The sequence below is a fragment of the Flavobacterium sp. GNP011 genome (genome assembly GCF_056428925.1).
This window is the reverse complement of the sequence record NZ_JBWJVJ010000006.1, coordinates 1-19,596: the sequence shown is the minus strand read 5'-3', so window position 1 is coordinate 19,596 and position 19,596 is coordinate 1. Positions and strand designations below refer to the sequence as shown.

The 19,596-nt window shown below is 34.4% G+C and carries 18 protein-coding genes; 7 read left to right on the top strand and 11 right to left on the bottom strand.

From position 1 onward, the window contains the following. Positions 1–265: 265 nt before the first annotated feature. The 4 genes from AC061E_RS07215 to AC061E_RS07200 all read left to right on the top strand — a co-directional run bounded on the left by AC061E_RS07215 (position 266) and on the right by AC061E_RS07200 (position 2,881). Complete coding sequence (locus AC061E_RS07215) at positions 266–748, top strand: hypothetical protein (RefSeq protein ID WP_478285633.1); 483 nt, start codon at positions 266–268, stop codon at positions 746–748. Positions 749–912: 164 nt separating this feature from the next. After that, positions 913–1,593, top strand: a complete 681-nt coding sequence (locus AC061E_RS07210; protein ID WP_478285632.1) for a hypothetical protein — start codon at positions 913–915, stop codon at positions 1,591–1,593. A 173-nt stretch (positions 1,594–1,766) separates the two neighbouring features. Then, positions 1,767–2,246, top strand: coding sequence for a hypothetical protein (locus tag AC061E_RS07205; protein WP_478285631.1), 480 nt, complete (start codon positions 1,767–1,769; stop codon positions 2,244–2,246). Between the two features lie 212 nt (positions 2,247–2,458). After that, the gene (locus AC061E_RS07200) at positions 2,459–2,881 is read left to right on the top strand and encodes a hypothetical protein (RefSeq protein ID WP_478285630.1); all 423 of its coding nucleotides are present in this window, start codon (positions 2,459–2,461) and stop codon (positions 2,879–2,881) included. A 166-nt stretch (positions 2,882–3,047) separates the two neighbouring features. Here AC061E_RS07200 and AC061E_RS07195 read toward each other — a convergent pair whose 3' ends face one another. The 9 genes from AC061E_RS07195 to AC061E_RS07155 all read right to left on the bottom strand — a co-directional run bounded on the left by AC061E_RS07195 (position 3,048) and on the right by AC061E_RS07155 (position 11,935). Next, on the bottom strand, positions 3,048–3,788 hold the full coding sequence (locus tag AC061E_RS07195) for a DUF2490 domain-containing protein (protein WP_478285629.1): 741 nt from the start codon (positions 3,786–3,788) through the stop codon (positions 3,048–3,050). A 147-nt stretch (positions 3,789–3,935) separates the two neighbouring features. Then, on the bottom strand, positions 3,936–6,533 hold the full coding sequence (locus tag AC061E_RS07190) for a TonB-dependent receptor (RefSeq protein WP_478285628.1): 2,598 nt from the start codon (positions 6,531–6,533) through the stop codon (positions 3,936–3,938). Between the two features lie 221 nt (positions 6,534–6,754). Then, complete coding sequence (locus tag AC061E_RS07185; protein WP_478285627.1) at positions 6,755–7,168, bottom strand: RrF2 family transcriptional regulator; 414 nt, start codon at positions 7,166–7,168, stop codon at positions 6,755–6,757. Positions 7,169–7,371: 203 nt separating this feature from the next. Beyond that, the gene (locus AC061E_RS07180) at positions 7,372–8,373 is read right to left on the bottom strand and encodes a hypothetical protein (protein WP_478285626.1); all 1,002 of its coding nucleotides are present in this window, start codon (positions 8,371–8,373) and stop codon (positions 7,372–7,374) included. Positions 8,374–8,545: 172 nt separating this feature from the next. Next, positions 8,546–9,355: a TPM domain-containing protein gene (locus AC061E_RS07175; protein WP_478285625.1), complete on the bottom strand. Its 810-nt coding sequence runs from the start codon at positions 9,353–9,355 to the stop codon at positions 8,546–8,548. Then, positions 9,355–9,792, bottom strand: a complete 438-nt coding sequence (locus tag AC061E_RS07170) for a TPM domain-containing protein (protein WP_144889153.1) — start codon at positions 9,790–9,792, stop codon at positions 9,355–9,357. The genes AC061E_RS07175 and AC061E_RS07170 overlap by 1 nt, the downstream gene beginning before the upstream one ends. Positions 9,793–9,884: 92 nt before the next feature. Beyond that, on the bottom strand, positions 9,885–10,472 hold the full coding sequence (locus AC061E_RS07165; RefSeq protein WP_478285624.1) for a LemA family protein: 588 nt from the start codon (positions 10,470–10,472) through the stop codon (positions 9,885–9,887). Positions 10,473–10,535: 63 nt separating this feature from the next. Then, positions 10,536–10,868, bottom strand: coding sequence for a MerR family transcriptional regulator (locus AC061E_RS07160; protein ID WP_144889152.1), 333 nt, complete (start codon positions 10,866–10,868; stop codon positions 10,536–10,538). 89 nt (positions 10,869–10,957) lie between these two features. Then, positions 10,958–11,935, bottom strand: coding sequence for a M23 family metallopeptidase (locus AC061E_RS07155; protein ID WP_144889151.1), 978 nt, complete (start codon positions 11,933–11,935; stop codon positions 10,958–10,960). Between the two features lie 316 nt (positions 11,936–12,251). On the opposite strand from AC061E_RS07155, the gene alaS reads away from it, so the two are divergent. After that, the gene (alaS, locus tag AC061E_RS07150; RefSeq protein WP_478285623.1) at positions 12,252–14,888 is read left to right on the top strand and encodes an alanine--tRNA ligase; all 2,637 of its coding nucleotides are present in this window, start codon (positions 12,252–12,254) and stop codon (positions 14,886–14,888) included. A gap of 208 nt (positions 14,889–15,096) precedes the next feature. Here alaS and AC061E_RS07145 read toward each other — a convergent pair whose 3' ends face one another. Continuing rightward, positions 15,097–16,842 (bottom strand): ABC transporter ATP-binding protein, encoded by a 1,746-nt coding sequence (locus AC061E_RS07145; protein ID WP_478285622.1) that lies wholly within the window; start codon positions 16,840–16,842, stop codon positions 15,097–15,099. Positions 16,843–17,063: 221 nt separating this feature from the next. Continuing rightward, a complete protein-coding gene (locus tag AC061E_RS07140; protein ID WP_478285621.1) occupies positions 17,064–17,894 on the bottom strand; it encodes a hypothetical protein in 831 nt (276 codons plus the stop codon). Between the two features lie 627 nt (positions 17,895–18,521). On the opposite strand from AC061E_RS07140, the gene AC061E_RS07135 reads away from it, so the two are divergent. Both AC061E_RS07135 and AC061E_RS07130 read left to right on the top strand, forming a co-directional pair. After that, positions 18,522–19,301: a hypothetical protein gene (locus tag AC061E_RS07135; RefSeq protein WP_478285620.1), complete on the top strand. Its 780-nt coding sequence runs from the start codon at positions 18,522–18,524 to the stop codon at positions 19,299–19,301. A gap of 135 nt (positions 19,302–19,436) precedes the next feature. Beyond that, positions 19,437–19,596: GSCFA domain-containing protein (locus AC061E_RS07130; protein WP_478285772.1), on the top strand; the 160-nt coding region annotated here is incomplete at its 3' end.

The following is a 19,596-nucleotide window of genomic DNA, read 5'->3' as shown; positions in this document are numbered from 1 at the left end:
GAATAGAAAACCACTTTGTAAAGAAGTGGTTTTTTTGTTAATATTAATAGCCCAAGGATACTTCTTTGGGCTATTTTTTTTGCTTTTTAAACCAGATAACAGATTTATTTGTTTTTTATAGGTTTTTAATTTTTTACTATAATTATTGTAGTTATATTCGTAGGAATAAGAGCTATTGAAATGGTATGAAGCGATCGATGTTAGGATAGATTGGATTTGTTTCATGGCATATATTTAGTAGTTATAGGCTATTTTGAAAAAAACAATGGAAATAGAACAAACATCTGAAGAACAAATATATAATTGGATAAAAATTGGTCTTTTTCAACCAAGTGAAAGATTATCTGAACTGTTTTATTACGACAAACGTGATAATCAATTTTTCTCAATATTAGTTAGTGATTATTTCCACTTTGATAAAGATTATAATGTTCCCGAAAATGCAAGTTCAAGTTATTCTGAAAATATTTTGAAATTACTTGCTGACAGAATGAAGAGGATTGAAAATGATGATAAATCAATTATTCCATTATCGAGAACAAATAGAGAAGAAGACACAAATGATGATTATTTAGATCAAAAAATTGAAACATTTTTAAATTTAAATTCAATTAACATTAAAACTGTAACCATTTGGGATGTTGATTCAATTGGAAGTTTAACAATTGATTTGACAACTAGTAATGAAATTGAATCGGAAATAAATCAGAAAATTGAGAAAAAAAATTGGTGGAAGTTTTGGAAGTAGAAAAAACAGCCTATAACACACGCTACAAGCAATTTGGGTATTAGGCTTAATCGAAAAATTGGTTTGTATTTGGAAGATTTGGCAAATCCGAAAGATAACGATGATTTAATCCCAAACTGTTTGTTGCGCGATAACGTTATGCACAATCATAAAGAAACCTAGAAATGAAAAAAGAAACTAAAGATGACATTGCATATGGTGTAGCAAAGGCAGTTCTTGGTTCTATTCCTGTTGTCGGTGCTACAGCGTCAGAGCTTTTACAATTATTAATCACTCCTCCATTAGAAAAAAGGAGAAATGAATGGATGATTGAAATAGGCGAAAAACTAAAACAACTTGAACAGAAAGAAGAACTTGATTTGATTAAATTAGCAAATAATGATGTGTTTATAGACGTTGTTTTGCAAACTACACAGTTGGCACTTCGAACAAGCGAAAAAGAGAAAATACAATATTTCAAAAACGTAATTTTGAATAGCGCCGTTGAAGAAAATCCAAACATAACTGAAGTGCAAATTTTTCTAAACTTTATTTCTACTTTCACAGTTTGGCACATTAAAATCTTGAAATTATTTGACAATCCAGAAAATTGGTTTAAGAAAAATGGAAAGAGTTTGCCTAATTATATGGCTGCCAGTTTATCAAATGTTTTGGAAGAAGTATATCCTGAATTAAAAGGAAAAAGAGAATTGTATGATTTAATTTGGGATGATTTGTCACGAGCAGGTTTACATAAAACTAGCGGTTTACATACTACAATGACAGGCTCAGGTTTAATGGTTCCGAGAACAACAACCTTTGGAAAAGAATTTTTAGAATTTATAACTGAAAGTCCAATCGATTAAATGACTGTGCATAACAGCCATAACAACGGATTTGGCCATTTGGCTTAATGTAAAGTTGGTTTTGTATTTGGAATGATTTGATAAATTCGTAAATAGGTCTTGATTTAATCCCAAACCCGCTGTAGTGCGAGAAAGTTAGCGGATAGTTCCCAAAAAATCTTAAAAAAAACAAAATGTTTTCAGAACTTATATTTAATGGTCAAATTGGAGATTTAAGAATTGGAGCTAATTTAATAAACTCAAAATTAAAACTTGAAAACATAACAGAAGAGGAAGGAGATATTCCATCTTTGTTTAATTTAAAATTTAAAAACGAAGACTTTCAAATAACAGTATTGAAAAACATTGTTGTCGGAATTCTTTATGATTTTGAATATGAACAAAAGAAATTATATAACATAGAAATACAAAATAAAAAATACAGAATTGGGCATTTATCAAATTTTAAAGAATTCACAAAATTTATAACCGAAAATGAAATTGAACACAAAATAACATATTCTGAAAATAACGATTGTGCTGAAATTGAAATTGTAAAAAGTAAAATTCATTTAAGGTTTGTAAATTCAAGCTATTCAAATCTGTGCAAGGTTTGGAATTTTGATAAGGAACTTTATGATGAAATAAGTACCGAAATTAAAACTAATATTTGAAAAATTTAAATGCAAAAAGAACCATTCGCCAACACACGCTACAGGCAATTTGGGTATTAGGCTTAATTTAAAATTAGTTTTGTATTTGGGATGATTTGGCAAAACCGAAAATAGGTCTTGATTTAATCCCAAACCCGCTGTAGTGCCAGAACGATAGCGATTATGTTAAGAAATCTATGAGAAACATGATTCATTTAAAGGAAATATTATTAATGCAAAAAATTTTTGGAAGCACATTAGGAGTTTTCGGAATTTATCTATTGGCTACAGAACCTTTCTATTTTGGATTAATATTTATTTTTTTTGCATTAAATGTCTTTTCAACAGAAGGGTTTGAAATGAATTTAGAAAACAAAACGTATAGAAATATAAATTCACTTTTTGGTGTAAATTATGGTCAATGGAAAACTTATCCAGAGATTGAATCAATTTCTGTAATTAAAACTAAGGAAAGTAAATCTTTTGAAGGGACATCAACAAGAATTATTAATGATATAATTCATTTTAATTTATTTTACAGTGGAAATAAACACATAACTTTTTATAAAACTAAATCTTTAGAGGATGCTAGAAATGCAATTCAAGTATTAGAAAAAAACTTGGAAGTTACTATTTCAGACAAAATAGTGATTTAATCAAAAACACAACCGCTAACAAATGCAAAAACTCAAGACTAGTTTTCGGTAAATTGTTCGTTTCTTTTTCCTATTCTCTTTTTGCGATAATGAAAAAAACTCAGTCGCCAAGCCGCCACGAGTTCTAGCATTGACCGTTAATCCAGAAGAAATTCTGGATTTTTTTTTAGGATTTATTTTTCCAACGCAAACGATGAAAAACACTCAATCGAATAATATCGCGATCAAAAAAATCAACGCCGCTAGGTCGTCTTTGATAACTGTTGAGGTAGCCTAACTCATACGAAAAATGGTTGGTGGCTTGAAAATGTATTGCTGCGTAAATTCTGTTTTGGTCAAAGGTGTTTTTACGGGTTGATTTCCCAGCATTGAACATGATTTCATCAGAGAGAATGGCTTTTATAGCTTGGTTTTCTTTTTTCCAAAACGTATAATCTCCTTGCAGGCGGTATCTAAAACGCCATGAAAAAGTACTTCCGGGTAGTAATCCTGAAGCATTAGCGTTGTGAATAAAACGTTCCTCCACTTGAAAACGCTGATTGAGTACTGTTTTTTTGCCGCTGATTCTCCAAGTCAAGTCTTGTTGCCCGCGGTATTCAGGAATTCTAAAGTCGGGATTGATTTCAGGTATTTGTGTAGTAACAGAAAAATGAGCAAAACCAGTGCCAGTTTCCAGATGGCTGTTTATTCTGTAACGTCCTTGCATACGCAGCACGTAAACATTTTGCTGAATGGGTTTTGTAAAAACTCTATTGTCAATTTCAGAATGCAAGGACCACTTTTCACTCAACAGCAATTGGTTGTAGTAGCGCGTCCATACAATACTTTGATGGTCTATTTTTTTTACGGTTTGTGCTTGCAGCCCCAAACACAGTAGTGTACAAAAGAAAAGAAATTTTTGAGTCATTAGTTTTAAAATGGTTGCAAATGTACACAAAGTCAGCCATTTTAAAGTAGTTACGTATTTGTTGATTCAATTCATTACTTATAAAAAAAAAAGCACCGCTAACTCATAGGATAGCGGTGCTGTAATATAAAAGGATGAAGTTGCTGTTTACAACGAATACTTCAAGGTAATTCCATATGTTCTTTGGTCACCTAAAACACCAGCATAATGTCCTGCATTTCCTCCAGCTGGTAATAATTGCTCAAAGTAATCTTTGTTCAAGAGGTTACGACCCCAAAAGTTTACAGATAATCCTTCGGTTGCTCTAAATCCGAAACGACCGTTAAAAATGGCATATCCTTGAACCACCAAGTATTTTGAAGCTGATGGACTTGATGAAAATTCAGAACGAGCATACGAGTCAATTGCCACAAAGAATTTACCTAGGTTGCTAAAAAACTTAGCTGATTTGGTATATTCTCCACCCAAACTTCCGGCCCATTTTGAAACTCCTGGCAAAGTGCTTCCAGACACATCTTTGAAAGATACAGGAGAGCCTGTTTCTTCAAGAGGCAGTGGAGCGTTGGTGAATTTAATATATTTTCCATCGGTATAACTCAACGCCCCGTTGAAGGCAAAATGTTCATTGATTACAAAACTAGCATCAACTTCGGCACCTCGTACACGTACTTTGTCAGCATTGGCTAGGTAACCACGATTTACACCTAATTCAGCTGCTTGTACATTGGTTTGGAAATCTTTGATATCCGTATTGTACAAAGTCAGGTTTAAAATAGCTCTTTTGAACGGAGAGGTTTTTATCCCAATTTCATAGTGATTCACATCTTCGGGTCTAATAACAGCAAGATCAGCCAATGTTTGTCCTGCGGCAGGAGTAGGCAAACCGGCTACGTTTACACCCACTGGTTTGTAACTTTTAGCATAAGTAGCGTAGCCATTAATTTTATCAGTCGCTTTGTAATTCACTGTAATATTTCCTGAAAAGTCAAACTTGTCTTTGTTAGCAGAGAAGGTTTGGTTGGTGTACACCGCTCTTTTTATTGCTAATAATTGCGGATCGTTGGTTTGTAAACCACCATACGTTTGACGGTCGTAATTTGATTCTTTTTTGTCGTAATTGTATCGTAATCCCGGTAGAATGTGCAATCTATCGGTAACTTGCCAATCTAATTGACCAAATAAAGCAGCACTCACAGCATGAATATCAGCAATGGTGCGTATTCCGTAGCCTTCAAGCAAACCTGGTTCAGCCCATCTAGCAAGCGGTACAGGAGTTGAAACCCCGTTATTGTTGTAGTTTACTGGCGATTGAGAAAAACGCCATTGTGCATTTCCAGATTCTTCTGTTCCTCTAATCTTAACCGTTTGGTCGATAAAAAAGGCACCAATTACTCCGCTTAATTTAGAGGACACTTGTCCTGCATAGCGAATTTCTTGTGTCAACTGCGTATGTCTGGCTGGGTTTTGTGATTTTGCTAAAACTTGCAGTCCTGTAAAATCTCTATCGTTTGAAGGATCCCAGTTCCAAAAACGCCATGCTGTAGTTGAGGTTAAAGTTCCTTTACCAATTTTAGTATCTACGTTAAGTGAGGCGCCACCTAAATCTTGTCCCGAACGCCATGGTGTATCGTGGTCAATTTTACGGTCAAAAGCATTTCTGCTTGGGAGTTGGTAATTTAAATCAGCAATGATGGCGTCAAATTGGCGGTAAGCGGCTCTTTGTGTTGGCGCTACACCAGCAATTACTTGCGCATATCCATCAGGACGTTGTGTAGTGATGTCAGCTGCGAATAAAATGTTCGTGTTTTCAGTCGCATTGTACAATAATTGGCCTCTAATTCCTTGATTGTTTAAGGTATTTGTGGCTCTTCCAGTTACTACATTATCAATTAATCCGTCTCTTTGCGTTCCCGAAAATGAGATTCGACCAGCCAGTTTTTTACTTAACGCACCTGTTATTGATGTTTTAGCTTGAAGGAAACCATAATTTCCGTAGCTTACTTCAAAATCAGCACCAGATGTAAAACTAGGTTTTCTAGTGGTAATGTTAAACGCTCCTGAGGTTGTGTTTTTACCAAAAAGCGATCCTTGTGGTCCACGCAATACTTCGATGCGGTCAATATCTACAAAATCTAAAGTGGTGGCTGCTGGACGCGAATAATACACACCATCAACATAAAAACCAACACCAGGATCAATCCCGTCATTAGTAAGTCCGTAAGGTGAACCAAGTCCTCTAATGTTGATACCCGTATTTCTAGGATTGGAGGAGTACAATTGTACCGAAGGAATCAATTCTTTCACACGATTTACGTTGAAAGCACCTGCTTGTTCGGCTTGTTTTCCGGTTACTACAGATACAGCAATTGGGATATCTTGTGCTTTTTCTATTCTCCTACGAGAGGTAACCACGACTTCAGAGAGTACTTTTTCTTCTCCGTACGAAATGATAATCTCCAGCGGTTTTACGTTGGTAGGCAATTCGGTAATTTTAATTTCTTTGGTGTTGTAGCCTGCATATTGTACGATCAGCGTGAAGGGAAGTGACTTTGCTTCGATGCTGAAAGTTCCATCAGCTAGCGTTGTAGTAGTGTTTGTGGTGCCTTTTAGAACGATATTGACACCTTCAATTGGGGCGTCTTGTTCGTCTTTTACTTTTCCTTCAAGTAATACTTGCGCAAAAGAAGTAGAGAAAACTAGAACAAATAATAAAGTAGTGCTTAGTTTTAAATAAATATTTTTCATTATAGTATGTATATGTAATTAGTAGAGTTTTAAAATAATTTTTTTTATTTCTAACACATACACATCATACAGGCAGTAGATTTGGGGTTTAATTTTTTGAAAACTTCTAGGGATTTTTGTACTTGCATCTTTTTCATCTTGCTTTAAATAGAGTTACTACTAATATTTCGGTGCAAATATATATAAATTCTATAAAAATAGTAGAGTTTAAAATAAAATTTTTATTTTTTGACTAACGAGGCTATGGTAATACCTTGCATGGCCTTTAAGGTCTCATCTCTAATAAGCATTAAACCATGACGCAGGCTGCATTCAGACTCTGTTTTACAATCAGAACAAGGTTCATAAAAATTTAAAGAAGCGCAAGGTAATAATGCAATAGCTCCATCAAACAGGCGGTGTATGTCAGCTAGAGTGATGTCATTTCCTGATTTTAGAAGATAATAACCTCCAAATTTCCCTTGCTTGCTACCTACAAAATGACCCCGTTTTAGATCCAATAGAATCTGCTCCAAAAATTTTTTTGGAATAGAAGCCGACTCGGCAATTGTCACTGTTTTAGAAATATGGTCTGCGTCCTGCTCGGCTAGATAGAGCAGTGCTTTAAGGGCATATTTAGTTTTTTGTGAAAGCATTTGGTATTCGTATTACGCTTTTTTTAGCGTTTAAAAACGATGTTAAAGATACTTGTTTTTTTAAACGAATCAACTTAAACGATGAAGTTTTCAGAGCTTCAGGATTGTTGTCATTAATGAGATTGCTTACCGTTAAAATTAAAAAAGGATAAAGAAGCCTGTAGCAGCTTTATCCTTTTTTGAGTTAAGGGTATTTTACAAATTTATTTGCAGCTGCTTTTCAACTTAATAGCGTAATTTGGATTTAACGGTTCGTTTGTTTGTGCTAGTCGCTGTGACCCCACATTGGCTGGACAAGCAATGTCATTAGTTGCATCATAAACGATTCGTTTTCCAGTGGCCAATAGTGTTTTTGGAACATAAATTTGAACTTTGGTTATAGCGTAACCAGACGGGTAATACCGAATGTAGTATCCATCAGGATGTAAAGTCCAAATCCCACTTGGAATATCTGTGCGTACAGGTGCCATACCCGCAATAATGGCGTATTTTTCCATTTCGGCGTAGGTATAATTTCCATTAGCAACCATTTGTCGAATGTTATTTTCGGCTTCAAAAACATTTTGAACTGCTTGAGGAAGTTTTGATTTTGCTTGATTCATAAGGCTAGCAGGCAATACTCCTAGCATTCCACCTTCAAGGTGTGTTAATTCAGCTGTACTCAAAAGAGCGATAGCTGTTAGTTTTAGTTGTCCACTGAAATCGGCAAAACGGGCTCTAGCTATAATAGCCCATAATAATTCTTGTATGTCGTGTTGGTTTATTTCAGGATGTTTTTCGGCATTTTTTAAAATTGTAGTTACAATTTCTTGCTTAGGTCCTAGAGTGGGTGCGTACATGTACCCATCGCCTTGAGATGGGGCAAAGGTACCTGCTTTTAAACAGTAACTTTTGGCACTCATTTCATAAAAGCCATCGCACAATACAAAACCGCCTTCAGCAGCTTTCGGTAACAAATATAAAGGTTGTACATTTTTGACTACCAGTAAATCAGGTAATTTTGATCCTGTTTGATCTACATCTTCAAATGAGGTCGTAATAGATTCTGGTTTTTTTAGTACTTGATCAAGTCCCATTTTTTTGGCTCCTAATGCAGCGCCTGCTTGCAATACTTTTTCTTTCCAACCGCTAAATTGGGAGTAACCTTGAAATCCAATGCACAACATTAGGATTGCAATACCATGCGATAATTTTAATTTTTTCATTATTTAAAATTTAGTTTTTTATTCAAAGATAAAATTATTACTACTAATTTAATTAAAAAGATATTTAATTTTTCAACAGAGGTGTTGCCTTTTAAACAGTAATAAACTATCGTAAAGTGCTGTTTAGAAACAAAAAAAGCTGCATTTGCAGCTTTTAATTAATGTATGTGTTTTACCAGTCGCCTCCAGATCCTCCTCCAGAAAAACCGCCTCCGCCAAATCCACCACCGAATCCGCCTCCGCCAAATCCTCCTCCAGAAGAACCACCACCAAAACCTCCGCCTCCGCTACCACGGCCAAGACTGCTAAGTATGATGACATCCATAAGGCTAGGGCCAAAGCCACCACCGCGATTTCCAGAGTTGCCACCGCCTTTATTTCGGGAAGCTAGTACGATGATAACTACTATAATCACAATAATGGGAACAATGGGGAATTTTTTTTCTTTTGATTTCTCTACGCGTTTCCCTTTGTATTTCCCCTTAAAAACATCAAAAAGTGCATCAGTTCCTTTATCAAGTCCATTGTAATAACTTCCGGCTTTAAATTCGGGAATAATGATGTTTCGAGTTATTTCACCGCCAATTCCAGCTGTCAATCGATCTTCAAGACCGTATCCTGCTGAAATCCATATTTTTCGTTCTGCTTTAGCTAATAAAATAAGAACACCATTATCATTTTGTGCAGTACCACCAATTCCCCAAGTTTGCCCCCATTTAGGAGTAAGAATTCCTATGTCTTCGCCTTTAAGGCTTTCAATGGTAATAACGACAATTTGAGTAGTGGTTGAGTCCGAATATTTGACTAATTTTTCCTCAAGCTGTGCTTTTTCGCTTTCGCTTAAAACCTTAGCATAATCATATACTGAAGTTTGAAAAGTTGGTTTTTCAGGAATTGCAAATTGGGCAAAGCTTATTTGTGCGAAAAATAAAGTGACAAATAGTTTTAGATACAACAAGGCATTCTTTTTTTGTACTACCATTATCCTCTAGATATTTCGTTTGATAATTCATTTGTATCACCTTCTTGCCAAGGAAAATAGTGTTGCAATTGTTGCCCAGCACTTGTAATGCCATCAATAAGTCCTTGTTTAAAATTACCTTGTTTGAAGTGCGCTACCATTACATCACGAGTACTGTCCCAAAAATCACTTTTTACAGCATCATTGATTCCTTTATCACCGCAAATGACAAAATTTCGATCTTCAACCGCTAAATAGATTAAAACACCATTTTGGAGTTCAGTTGCATCCATTTTAAGTTCGTTAAAAACTTCCATAGCACGATCAAAATGATCCATAGTGGTGGTTTTTTCGATGTGAACTCTAATCTCGCCCGAAGTGTTTTTTTCAGCATTACAAATAGCTGTTACAATTTCTTGTTCCTCTTCTTTGGTTAAAAAATCTTCTACTTTTGACATCGGAAATAGTTTTGAGTGAAAAATAACGATTTTCAATCCCACTAGTTTGCTAGCAGTAATCAAAAATCGTTATTCAAAATAAAAAATAAAGTTTAGAATTTTACTTCAACAGGTTTTTCAGCACCTTCAACAGCAGTAAAATAGGTTTTCTCTTTAAAACCAAAAAGACCTGCAAAAAGACTGTTTGGGAATGTTTTGATATGAGAGTTGTATGGCTTAACAGCTTCATTAAAACGTGTTCTTGCTGTTAAAATTTGATTTTCAGTACTTGCTAACTCATCTTGTAATTTCAAGAAGTTTTGATTAGCTTTCAATTCAGGATATGCCTCAACAGATACTAATAATCTTGATAAAGAGCTGCTTACTCCGCTTTGAGCTTTGTTGAATTCAGCTAATTGCTCAGGTGTAATATTGGCTGGGTCAATTTTTACTGAAGTTGCTTTAGAACGTGCTTCAATTACAGCAGTCAATGTGCTTTTTTCAAAATCGGCGGCTCCTTTTACAGTGTTTACTAAGTTGCCTATAAGGTCAATTCTTCTTTGATAAGCAGTTTGTACATCACCCCAAGACTGTTCTACATCTTGATTTAAAGTTACGGCAGTGTTGTTGATCCCTTTAACCCAGCTGTACATTACAAAAATTACAACTGCTACTATAATCCAAGGCAAAAATCTTCTCATGTTTGTTTAATTTAGTGTTTAAAATTTAGTTATTTAGTTTTTCTCACGCGAGTGAGGTTTGTTTTAAAGTTCGTTTTTTATGTTGGTTAATTGAGTTCGAATTGATTCTAGCTTTCTTATAATTTCAAATTTATCCAAAGTTTTCTTTTGGCCTTCTTTCAAATGGGTCTTAGCGCCTTCTAATGTAAATCCTCTTTCTTTGACAAGGTGATAAATCAATTGCAAATTAGTAATATCCTCAGGCGTAAACATTCGATTACCCTTTGCATTTTTCTTTGGCTTTAAAATATCAAACTCACTATCCCAAAACCGAATGAGTGATGCATTAACATCAAAAGCTTTGGCTACTTCGCCTATGCTATAGTATCGTTTGTCTTTTGAAAGTTCAATGTGCATTTTTATTTATTTTCTAATTTTTGTAATTCTAACTTTTGTTGTCCAGTGAATTTTCATCTTTCTCAACTTACTTTTCACATTTCACTATGTTAATCCAGCGACTGGTTTTCTTGATTCGCTAATTGTGAAATAGCTACATATTCAACCGCCGAAATGTTTCCGTAATAAAAATTAAGTGGGTTTACTACCTTTTTATCTTTTAACACCTCATAATGTAAGTGCGGAGCTTCAGATCGGCCAGTACTTCCTACGTAACCTATAATGTCACCTCTTTTTACACGCTGTCCTGCTCTTGTATTGTACTTGCTCAAGTGTGCGTATAAAGTTTCATATCCAAATCCGTGCCGAATTACAATATGATTTCCGTAGCCTGATGCCGTGTTGTCCGCTTTTGCCACAACACCATCGCCAGTAGCATAAATAGGTGTTCCACTTTTAGCTGTAAAATCCATGCCTTCATGCATTTTACGAGCTTTTGTAAAAGGATCTGTTCGGTATCCAAAACCAGATGCCATGTGTTTTAAATTCTCATTTCGTACTGGTTGAATGGCAGGAATAGCTGACAAAAATTCACTTTTAGCTGCTGCTAATTTTAAGATTTCGTCTAGTGACTTTGATTGAATGGCTAATTGTTTACTCATAACATCAATCCTTTTGGTGGTATTGATGACTAACTGTGAATTATTATAACCTTCGAGCAGTTCATATCTATTTTTACCCTGAAAACCAGCTTTCCTAATGGAGTCTGGGATTGCTGTCTTGTTAAAATACACTCTATAAACATTGTTGTCCCGTTCTTCTATTGCGTCCAGCGCACCGTTCACCTGATCCATTTTTTTATTGAGAATGGCATAATTCAATTTTAAATTTTCAATCTCTCGGGCTTGCAATCGGTCTTTTGGTGTTTCAAAAAATGGCGTGTTCAATAAAACGATGAAACTCAAAAAACCAAACAACGCGGCAGCTAGTATAAATAGAATAACAACACCAAATTTTCTCCTTTTTTGTGTTTTTATTTTCCTGTAGGCTAGATTTTCAGAATCGTAATAATATTTTACTTTCGACATATTTTAAAATACCCTATTTTTGCACACTATAATGGGTTAGACGAACAAATTTAAGAAATGTTTCATTTGTTACCGTCTTTTTTTAAGAATAAATAAATTAGGTGCCTGTTCCAGCTATTCGTTACAAGTTTACCTTTTTGCCCTCTTTTTTTCTTTGGATCCAGCAGGAGCTTCCTACGGTCGCTCTGCCAGCTCTAGAAAAAATAGTAGGCAAAAATGCAAAGCTTTCCACTACTATCTGGGGCAAAAAAGAGTGAAAGATTAAAAGATTGAAAAATTCAATCCTTAGCAATCTTTAAATATTTAAATCAAATCAATGACATCACAAGACGTACGCAAGCAATTTCTAGAATTTTTCGCCTCAAATGGGCATTTAATTGTTCCATCAGCACCTATTGTCCTGAAGGATGATCCCACCTTGATGTTTAATAATTCTGGAATGGCTCAGTTCAAAGAGTTTTTTTTAGGAAACGGAACTCCAAAAAATAATCGAATAGCCGACACTCAAAAATGCTTGCGCGTATCAGGAAAACACAATGATCTTGAGGACGTAGGTTTTGATACGTACCACCACACCATGTTTGAAATGCTTGGAAACTGGTCTTTTGGTGATTATTTCAAGAAAGAAGCGATCAATTGGGCTTGGCAACTTTTGACAGAGGTCTATAAAATTCCAAAAGAAAATTTATACGTTTCTGTTTTTGAAGGAAGTACAGAAGATAATGTTCCTTTTGATCAAGAAGCTTGGGATATCTGGAAAACGTTAATTGATGAAGACCGAATCATCCTTGGAAACAAGAAAGACAATTTCTGGGAAATGGGAGATCAAGGACCGTGTGGACCATGCTCTGAAATACACGTTGATTTGCGTACCGATGCTGAAAAGGCTTTGGTTTCAGGAAAAAGTCTTGTAAACAATGATCATCCACAAGTAGTTGAAATCTGGAATAATGTATTCATGGAGTTCAACCGTAAAGCCGATGGATCTCTTGAAAAACTTCCAGCACAGCACGTAGATACCGGAATGGGATTTGAGCGTTTGTGTATGGCTTTGCAAGGTAAAACATCTAATTATGACACGGATGTTTTTACACCACTTATTGAGAAAGTAGAACAAATTACGGGTTTTAAATACACATCTGATGAAGTGAAAAACATTTCAGAGGAACAGAATAAAACTAATATTGCCATTCGTGTTATTGTAGATCACGTGCGCGCCGTAGCGTTTGCAATTGCTGACGGACAATTGCCATCAAACACAGGAGCTGGTTACGTAATTCGTAGAATTTTGCGACGTGCTATTCGTTACGGATTTACATTTTTGGATACCAAAGAACCTTTTATCAATAAACTGGTAGCGGTTTTGGCAAATCAAATGGGAGAGTTTTTCCCAGAGATTAAAGCACAACAACAATTGGTTACCAATGTAATTCGCGAGGAAGAAGCTTCGTTTTTACGAACTTTAGACCAAGGATTGCAATTGTTGGACAAAGTGGTTGCGGAGACATCAGGAAATGAAGTTTCAGGAGCAAAAGTTTTTGAATTGTACGATACATTCGGTTTTCCAAAAGATTTGACTGCTTTGATTTTAAAAGAAAAAGGATACACCTACAACGAAACAGATTTTGAAGTTGAACTGCAAAAACAAAAAGCGCGTTCGCGTGCCGCATCTGAAGTTTCAACCGAAGATTGGTCGGTTTTAATTCCTGGAAATGTAGAAACTTTTGTGGGTTACGATCAAACAGAAAATGAAGTAAAAATTACTCGTATTCGTAAAGTAGATTCTAAAAAAGACGGGATTTTATATCAGATTGTTTTAGACAATACGCCTTTTTATCCAGAAGGTGGAGGACAAGTAGGTGATAAAGGAACACTAGTTTCTGCTAACGAAACGATTGATATCATTGATACAAAAAAGGAAAATAATCTGATTTTGCATTTTGCAAAACAGCTTCCAGAAAATATTGAGGCTGGTTTTACGGCAAAAGTAAATACGGATTTAAGAACGTCAACTTCTAAGAATCACTCGGCTACGCACTTGATGCATTTGGCTTTGAGAAGTATTTTAGGAACGCACGTAGAGCAAAAAGGATCCTTAGTAAATCCAAACTATTTGCGTTTTGACTTTTCGCATTTTTCTAAAGTTTCGGATGAGGAATTGCGTCAAGTGGAGGCAAGTGTGAATGATCAAATTAGCGCCCAATTGCAATTGGTAGAACACCGCAATATTCCAATTAAAGAAGCATTGGACAAAGGTGCAATGGCTCTGTTTGGAGAAAAATATGGAGATTCAGTTCGAATGATAGAATTTGGCGAAAGCAAAGAACTTTGTGGTGGAATTCACGTAAAAAATACAGCTGAAATCTGGCATTTCAAAATCATTTCAGAAGGTGCAGTAGCAGCAGGAATTCGCAGAGTTGAAGCCATTACGGGTGATGCAGTGAAAAATTTCTATCAAAATCAAGAAAATACTTTGGCGGAAATCAAAGAAACGCTGAAAAATCCACAAGATGTTTTAAAATCGGTAGCTTCATTGCAAGATGATAATGCGAAGTTAAAAAAACAGATTGAGCAATTGTTAAAAGAGAAAATCGACGGGTTAAAGAATGTTTTAGTCGCTGATTTTCAAGAGGTAAACGGTATTAACTTTTTAGCAAAGCAAGTTGATTTATCAATGAGTTCGACCAAAGATTTGGCGCAAGCCATTGGAACAGCTAAACCAAATTCATTTGTATTTTTAGCTTCAATTGAAGAAGGTTTACCAAATATTCATTGCTATATTTCTAAAGAATTGGTTGCAGAAAAAGCATTAAATGCAGGAACTGTAATTAGAGAATTAGGGAAATTAATCGATGGAAATGGTGGTGGACAGCCGTTTTTCGCTTCTGGAAAAGGAAAGAATGTAAACGGGATTGCTGAGGCTTTGGCTAAGGCAGTTGAATTTCTGAAGTAGTAATTACTTTAATCTCGCAGGACGGAGAACTGCAAAGTTTTTATAAAATTAAACCCGACAAGTTTTAAAGTTGTCGGGTTTTTGTTTGTCGTATTTATTCTTCCTTCTCATTTTTTGTCATTTCTCCTTCGTCGAAATGACAAATAGTACGTTTAATTGTTTTTTTAAGTTAGCGACTTAAAGTCTTAGTAACTTAGAATCTTAAAATTTATTTACGTTCCCCAATCTGTTGCCTCCACATGGCATAATACAAACCTTTTTCTTCTAATAATGCTTCGTGTTGGCCTTGTTCAATGATTTGTCCTTGTTCCAAAACAAAGATTTTATCAGCATGCATAACGGTTGACAATCGGTGTGCAATTAAAACTGTAATTCGGTTTTGGTCGGATATATTTCTAATTGTAGTATTAATTTCTTCTTCGGTAATAGAATCAAGAGCAGAAGTTGCCTCATCAAAAATCAATAAATTCGGATTTCTCAAAATGGCTCTAGCAATAGATAGACGTTGTTTTTCGCCACCAGAAACTTTAATACCGCCTTCACCGATAGTGGAATTCAAACCGTCTTCGGCACGCGCTAATAATGTATGACAACTTGCTTTGTGAAGCACTTCTAGCAGTTCTTCATCGGTTGCAGATGGTTTTACAAACAATAAATTTTCTCGAATTGTACCACTAAATAATTGTGCATCTTGTGTTACAAATCCGAGTTGTTTTCTCAAATATAACAAATCAATTTCTTTAGAATCCATGTCGTTGTAACGCACATTTCCTTTTTCGGGAGGGTACAATCCAACAAGAAGTTTAACCAAGGTTGTTTTTCCTGCACCAGACGGCCCAACAAAGGCAATTGTTTCTCCTTGTTTGATCTCAAAATTTATGTTTTCAACAGCATTGTGTTTTGCTGATTTGTGCTTGAAACTCACATTGGAAAAGGCTAAAGATTGTATTGCACCAACATTTCTAGCGTTTTTTGGACGAAATTCTGTGGGTGCATTTAATAATTCTTTGAAGTTTTCCATTGAAACTTTGGTTTCATTCAGCGCGATTATGAATGTTCCTAACTCTTGTAACGGTCCAAAAATAAAGAACGTAAAAAAGACCATTGTCAATAAATCACCAACAATAATTTTGCCTCCAAACAAGAAATAGTACAAGGTAAAAACAACACATGTTCTAAGAAAATGAACCGTTGTTCCTTGTATAAAACTCAAACTTCTGATAAAACGAATTTTTTGTAATTCGAGGTGTAAAATTTTAAGGGTGTTTAAATTCAGACGTTTTTCTTCTTGATACGTTAATCCCAAGCTTTTTACGAGTTCAATATTGCGTAAACTTTCTGTAGTTGATCCTGCTAAGGTGTTTGTTTGGGTTACAATTTTTCTTGAAACTATCTTTATTTTTTTGCCTAAATAAGAACTCACCAATGCAATAATTGGGGCTGTAATTAAGAAAATGAGTGAAATTCGATAATCAATTTGCGAAACATACACCACTACAAAAACAAACCCAATAACGGTTTGAAATATTAACGAAATAGAGAGTGTAATTAATTTTTCGGAATCCTGACGAACCTTAGTTAATTTACTTAAAGTTTCGCCACTTCGCTGGTCTTCAAATTGTTCATACGGCAAATCGAGCGATTTTTTGATGCCCTCTGTGTACATAGCTGCACCAGTGCGCTGAATGACAATATTGGTAAAATAGTCTTGAAAGTTTTTCGTAATTCTGGAAATCATTGCTGCTCCAAGGGATAATCCTAGCCAAAATGAAACCGATTTTAAAAAACCTATTTCGTTCCCTTTATATTTTGAAATTCCAACACCGCAATCCTGCATTAATTTTCCAGTAATAATTGAGTCAGATAAGCTAAAGCAAATGTTTATTGCGGCCATAAGTAAGGCAATAAATAGTAAGGCTTTATGTTTTTTGAGATAAGAATATAATAGTTTCATAGTAATTCAAGAGTAATTGGGTAGGCTTTTGCCCATGCAAAAATATCAAATAAATGTGCACTTTTGGATTCTTAAATTAGGAATGATTGTTAAATATAAATTTTAATCATTTTTAAAACAATATTCAAATAGTTGTTGGAATTGGGACTCTATTTTTACTATTAAAAATGCGGCTAACATCCTAAAATGTAATAGCCGCATTTTCTATAATGAAAGATATTTTATTTGCTCATGGCATATTTGTTTCCTTCGGTAAGGGAACATTTTTGGAATCCATATTCTTGATCTGGAGCAATTAGTTGCCAAAATACGGTTTGGTTTGGCTGCAGTATGAACTTTGCAAAAGATGTTCCAATTCTACCAGAATTATGAGGATTTGCTTTACCATTGATGGAATAAAACCAAAACACATAATCTGCATTGCTTACATCATAACAACTGCTGCTAAGATCTGCAGTGATTTCATAAGTTGAAAAAGGTATTAATGATTTAACATACAACTGTCCGTCGATGGTTACTGTTGTGTAGGGCATGTAGCCAAAATAACGTTGGTTTACTGCATCCATAACATCTTTGATTGAGGGGTTAGGATTGCTCAGTTGAACAGTGTACGCTGGAGTCGAAATGGCGTAAGGTCCTCCATACTGTGGCTGCTCGACAAATCCATTTGTTTTGCAAGTAAAATCTACTGGACCATTTGTTACCTTAGGTAAATTGTAAACAATAGAAAAAGTATACAAAGCAGCACTGTTAGCGTCTTCGTTTACTAAGATTGCATCTTGAACCATTTTCGAACCTACGTTATGGAGTACGTTCTGTAAAAGTCGTAAAGAACGTCTGTAAGATTGAAGGTGTCTCGCTACCGTGTAACCATTAGCTGATTTATTGCTTAAATGAGCAATTGTTCTTCGTAGTACTGCGCGTTCCGCTTTCGTTATACCATGAACATTTTCTGCTTCCGTTATCGGGTCAACTAAGAAGGTGTTCAATGCGTCATCGTTTGATAAAAGTAAGTTTACATAATTAAGTAAACTAGAATTTGATTGTTTCATAGTATTAATTTAGGGTTAAGTTTAGTTGTTAAATTCCATTTATGGCTGAGTTTAAGTCAGCTTTTGGTTTTATTGTTTCATTGGGGCTACTTCAAAAACAATGTTTCGAATTCGTTATAATTTAAATTTTGAAAAGAATAAATTTTATTCTTTTCAAAACTAATACAATTGAGAAAACTCAAAGCAAGTATAAATACCTGATTTTAAATAAGATGATTTTTTTAACGAAAATAAAATAAATATTGAAAAACCCGGAAAAAGTGATAAATGCAGAAATTGTTATTATAGAATTGGGAATATTAATTAAGGAAAATGATTGTGGATGCTCTTTTTTCGAATCTGGAAAATGAAAAAATACAAACGTAATTAAACAAACAGTGTAGAAAGAAATAATGGATTTATGGTAGTGAAAAACTTAAATTTTCTCATGAGTCCTAATAGGAATACATTCTGTTTTTTATGAACACCTTAGTTGTTGAATCTTTAAAATAAAATGGAAATTCTTTTCAAAAGCGCAGTTCAACCGAAAGATTAGGATTATGACGATGAATTTTTTATAAAAAAAATATTTGTCTAAATTTGTACACTTTTATGCCAAAAATTAATGGGAGAAGTGATTGATTTATTATGAAAAATAAAATAGTTATAAATTTCTTTTTGTCTTTTATTATTTTAACATTTGTTTCTTGTGCAAATGATACTGACGATAGTTTTAAATTGCTTCAAAAAGTAATTGAAACTACTGCAAGAGGAAATTTACAAACTTATTTATATGTTTACAAAGGAAGGCAGATTGTGAGTATTGATGGCACTCAGGAACGCACAGACTTTACATACACCGATGGTTTAATTTCTAAAATGGTTAAGCTTAATAAAACAAACCAGCTTCTTGAAACTATTGAATACAGCTATCTTAAAGGGAAATTAGTGAGTGTTTTTTCTTTAGGGAATTATAAAATAAATTATACCCATAATGCTGATAAAACGGTCTCTTTTGAAAAATATGCACTAAGTTCAGGAAATGTTGAGGTTAAAGAATATCACGGTACTTTATATTTTACTAATGATAATTTAACTAAAGAAGAGCGTATTTATGACAATTCTCCTGCGGGAGTAGAATCTAAGTATAGTATTAGTTTTGATTATGATTTAAAGAAAAATCCGTTATTTAATATTGCAGGGTTCAAAGAATTATTAAATCAAAATGATAAAATTTCTATCAATAATAATGTTATCAGTACAGTAATTACGAGCACTTCAATAAACGGTCAAATTACATCCTCTGCTACAACATATAAAAACGCATTTACCTATGATTTAGAAAATTATCCTAAAGAAAGAGTTTCTGAATCTACGCCTTTAGCTAATGGATTTTTGGGGTATTTGAAAGTGGAATATTTTTATTAAGATAAAATTACTCAAAAAAAACCCTTTCAAAGTTTAAATTTTGAAAGGGTTTATTTATTGTCATGAATCAGGAATAAAGAACAAAATCTCATTTAATTCGCTAAAATTGTTGAAATTTGTTCCAAATACAATTCCATGCAATTCAGAACCGAAATCCCCATTCCTACCAGTAAATATCCTATTGATTACAATTCTAAAATCATGTCAATAGGTTCCTGTTTTGCGGTGAACATGGCCGAAAAACTGGATCTTTTTAAATTTCAAAACAGTTGTAATCCTTTTGGGATTTTGTTTC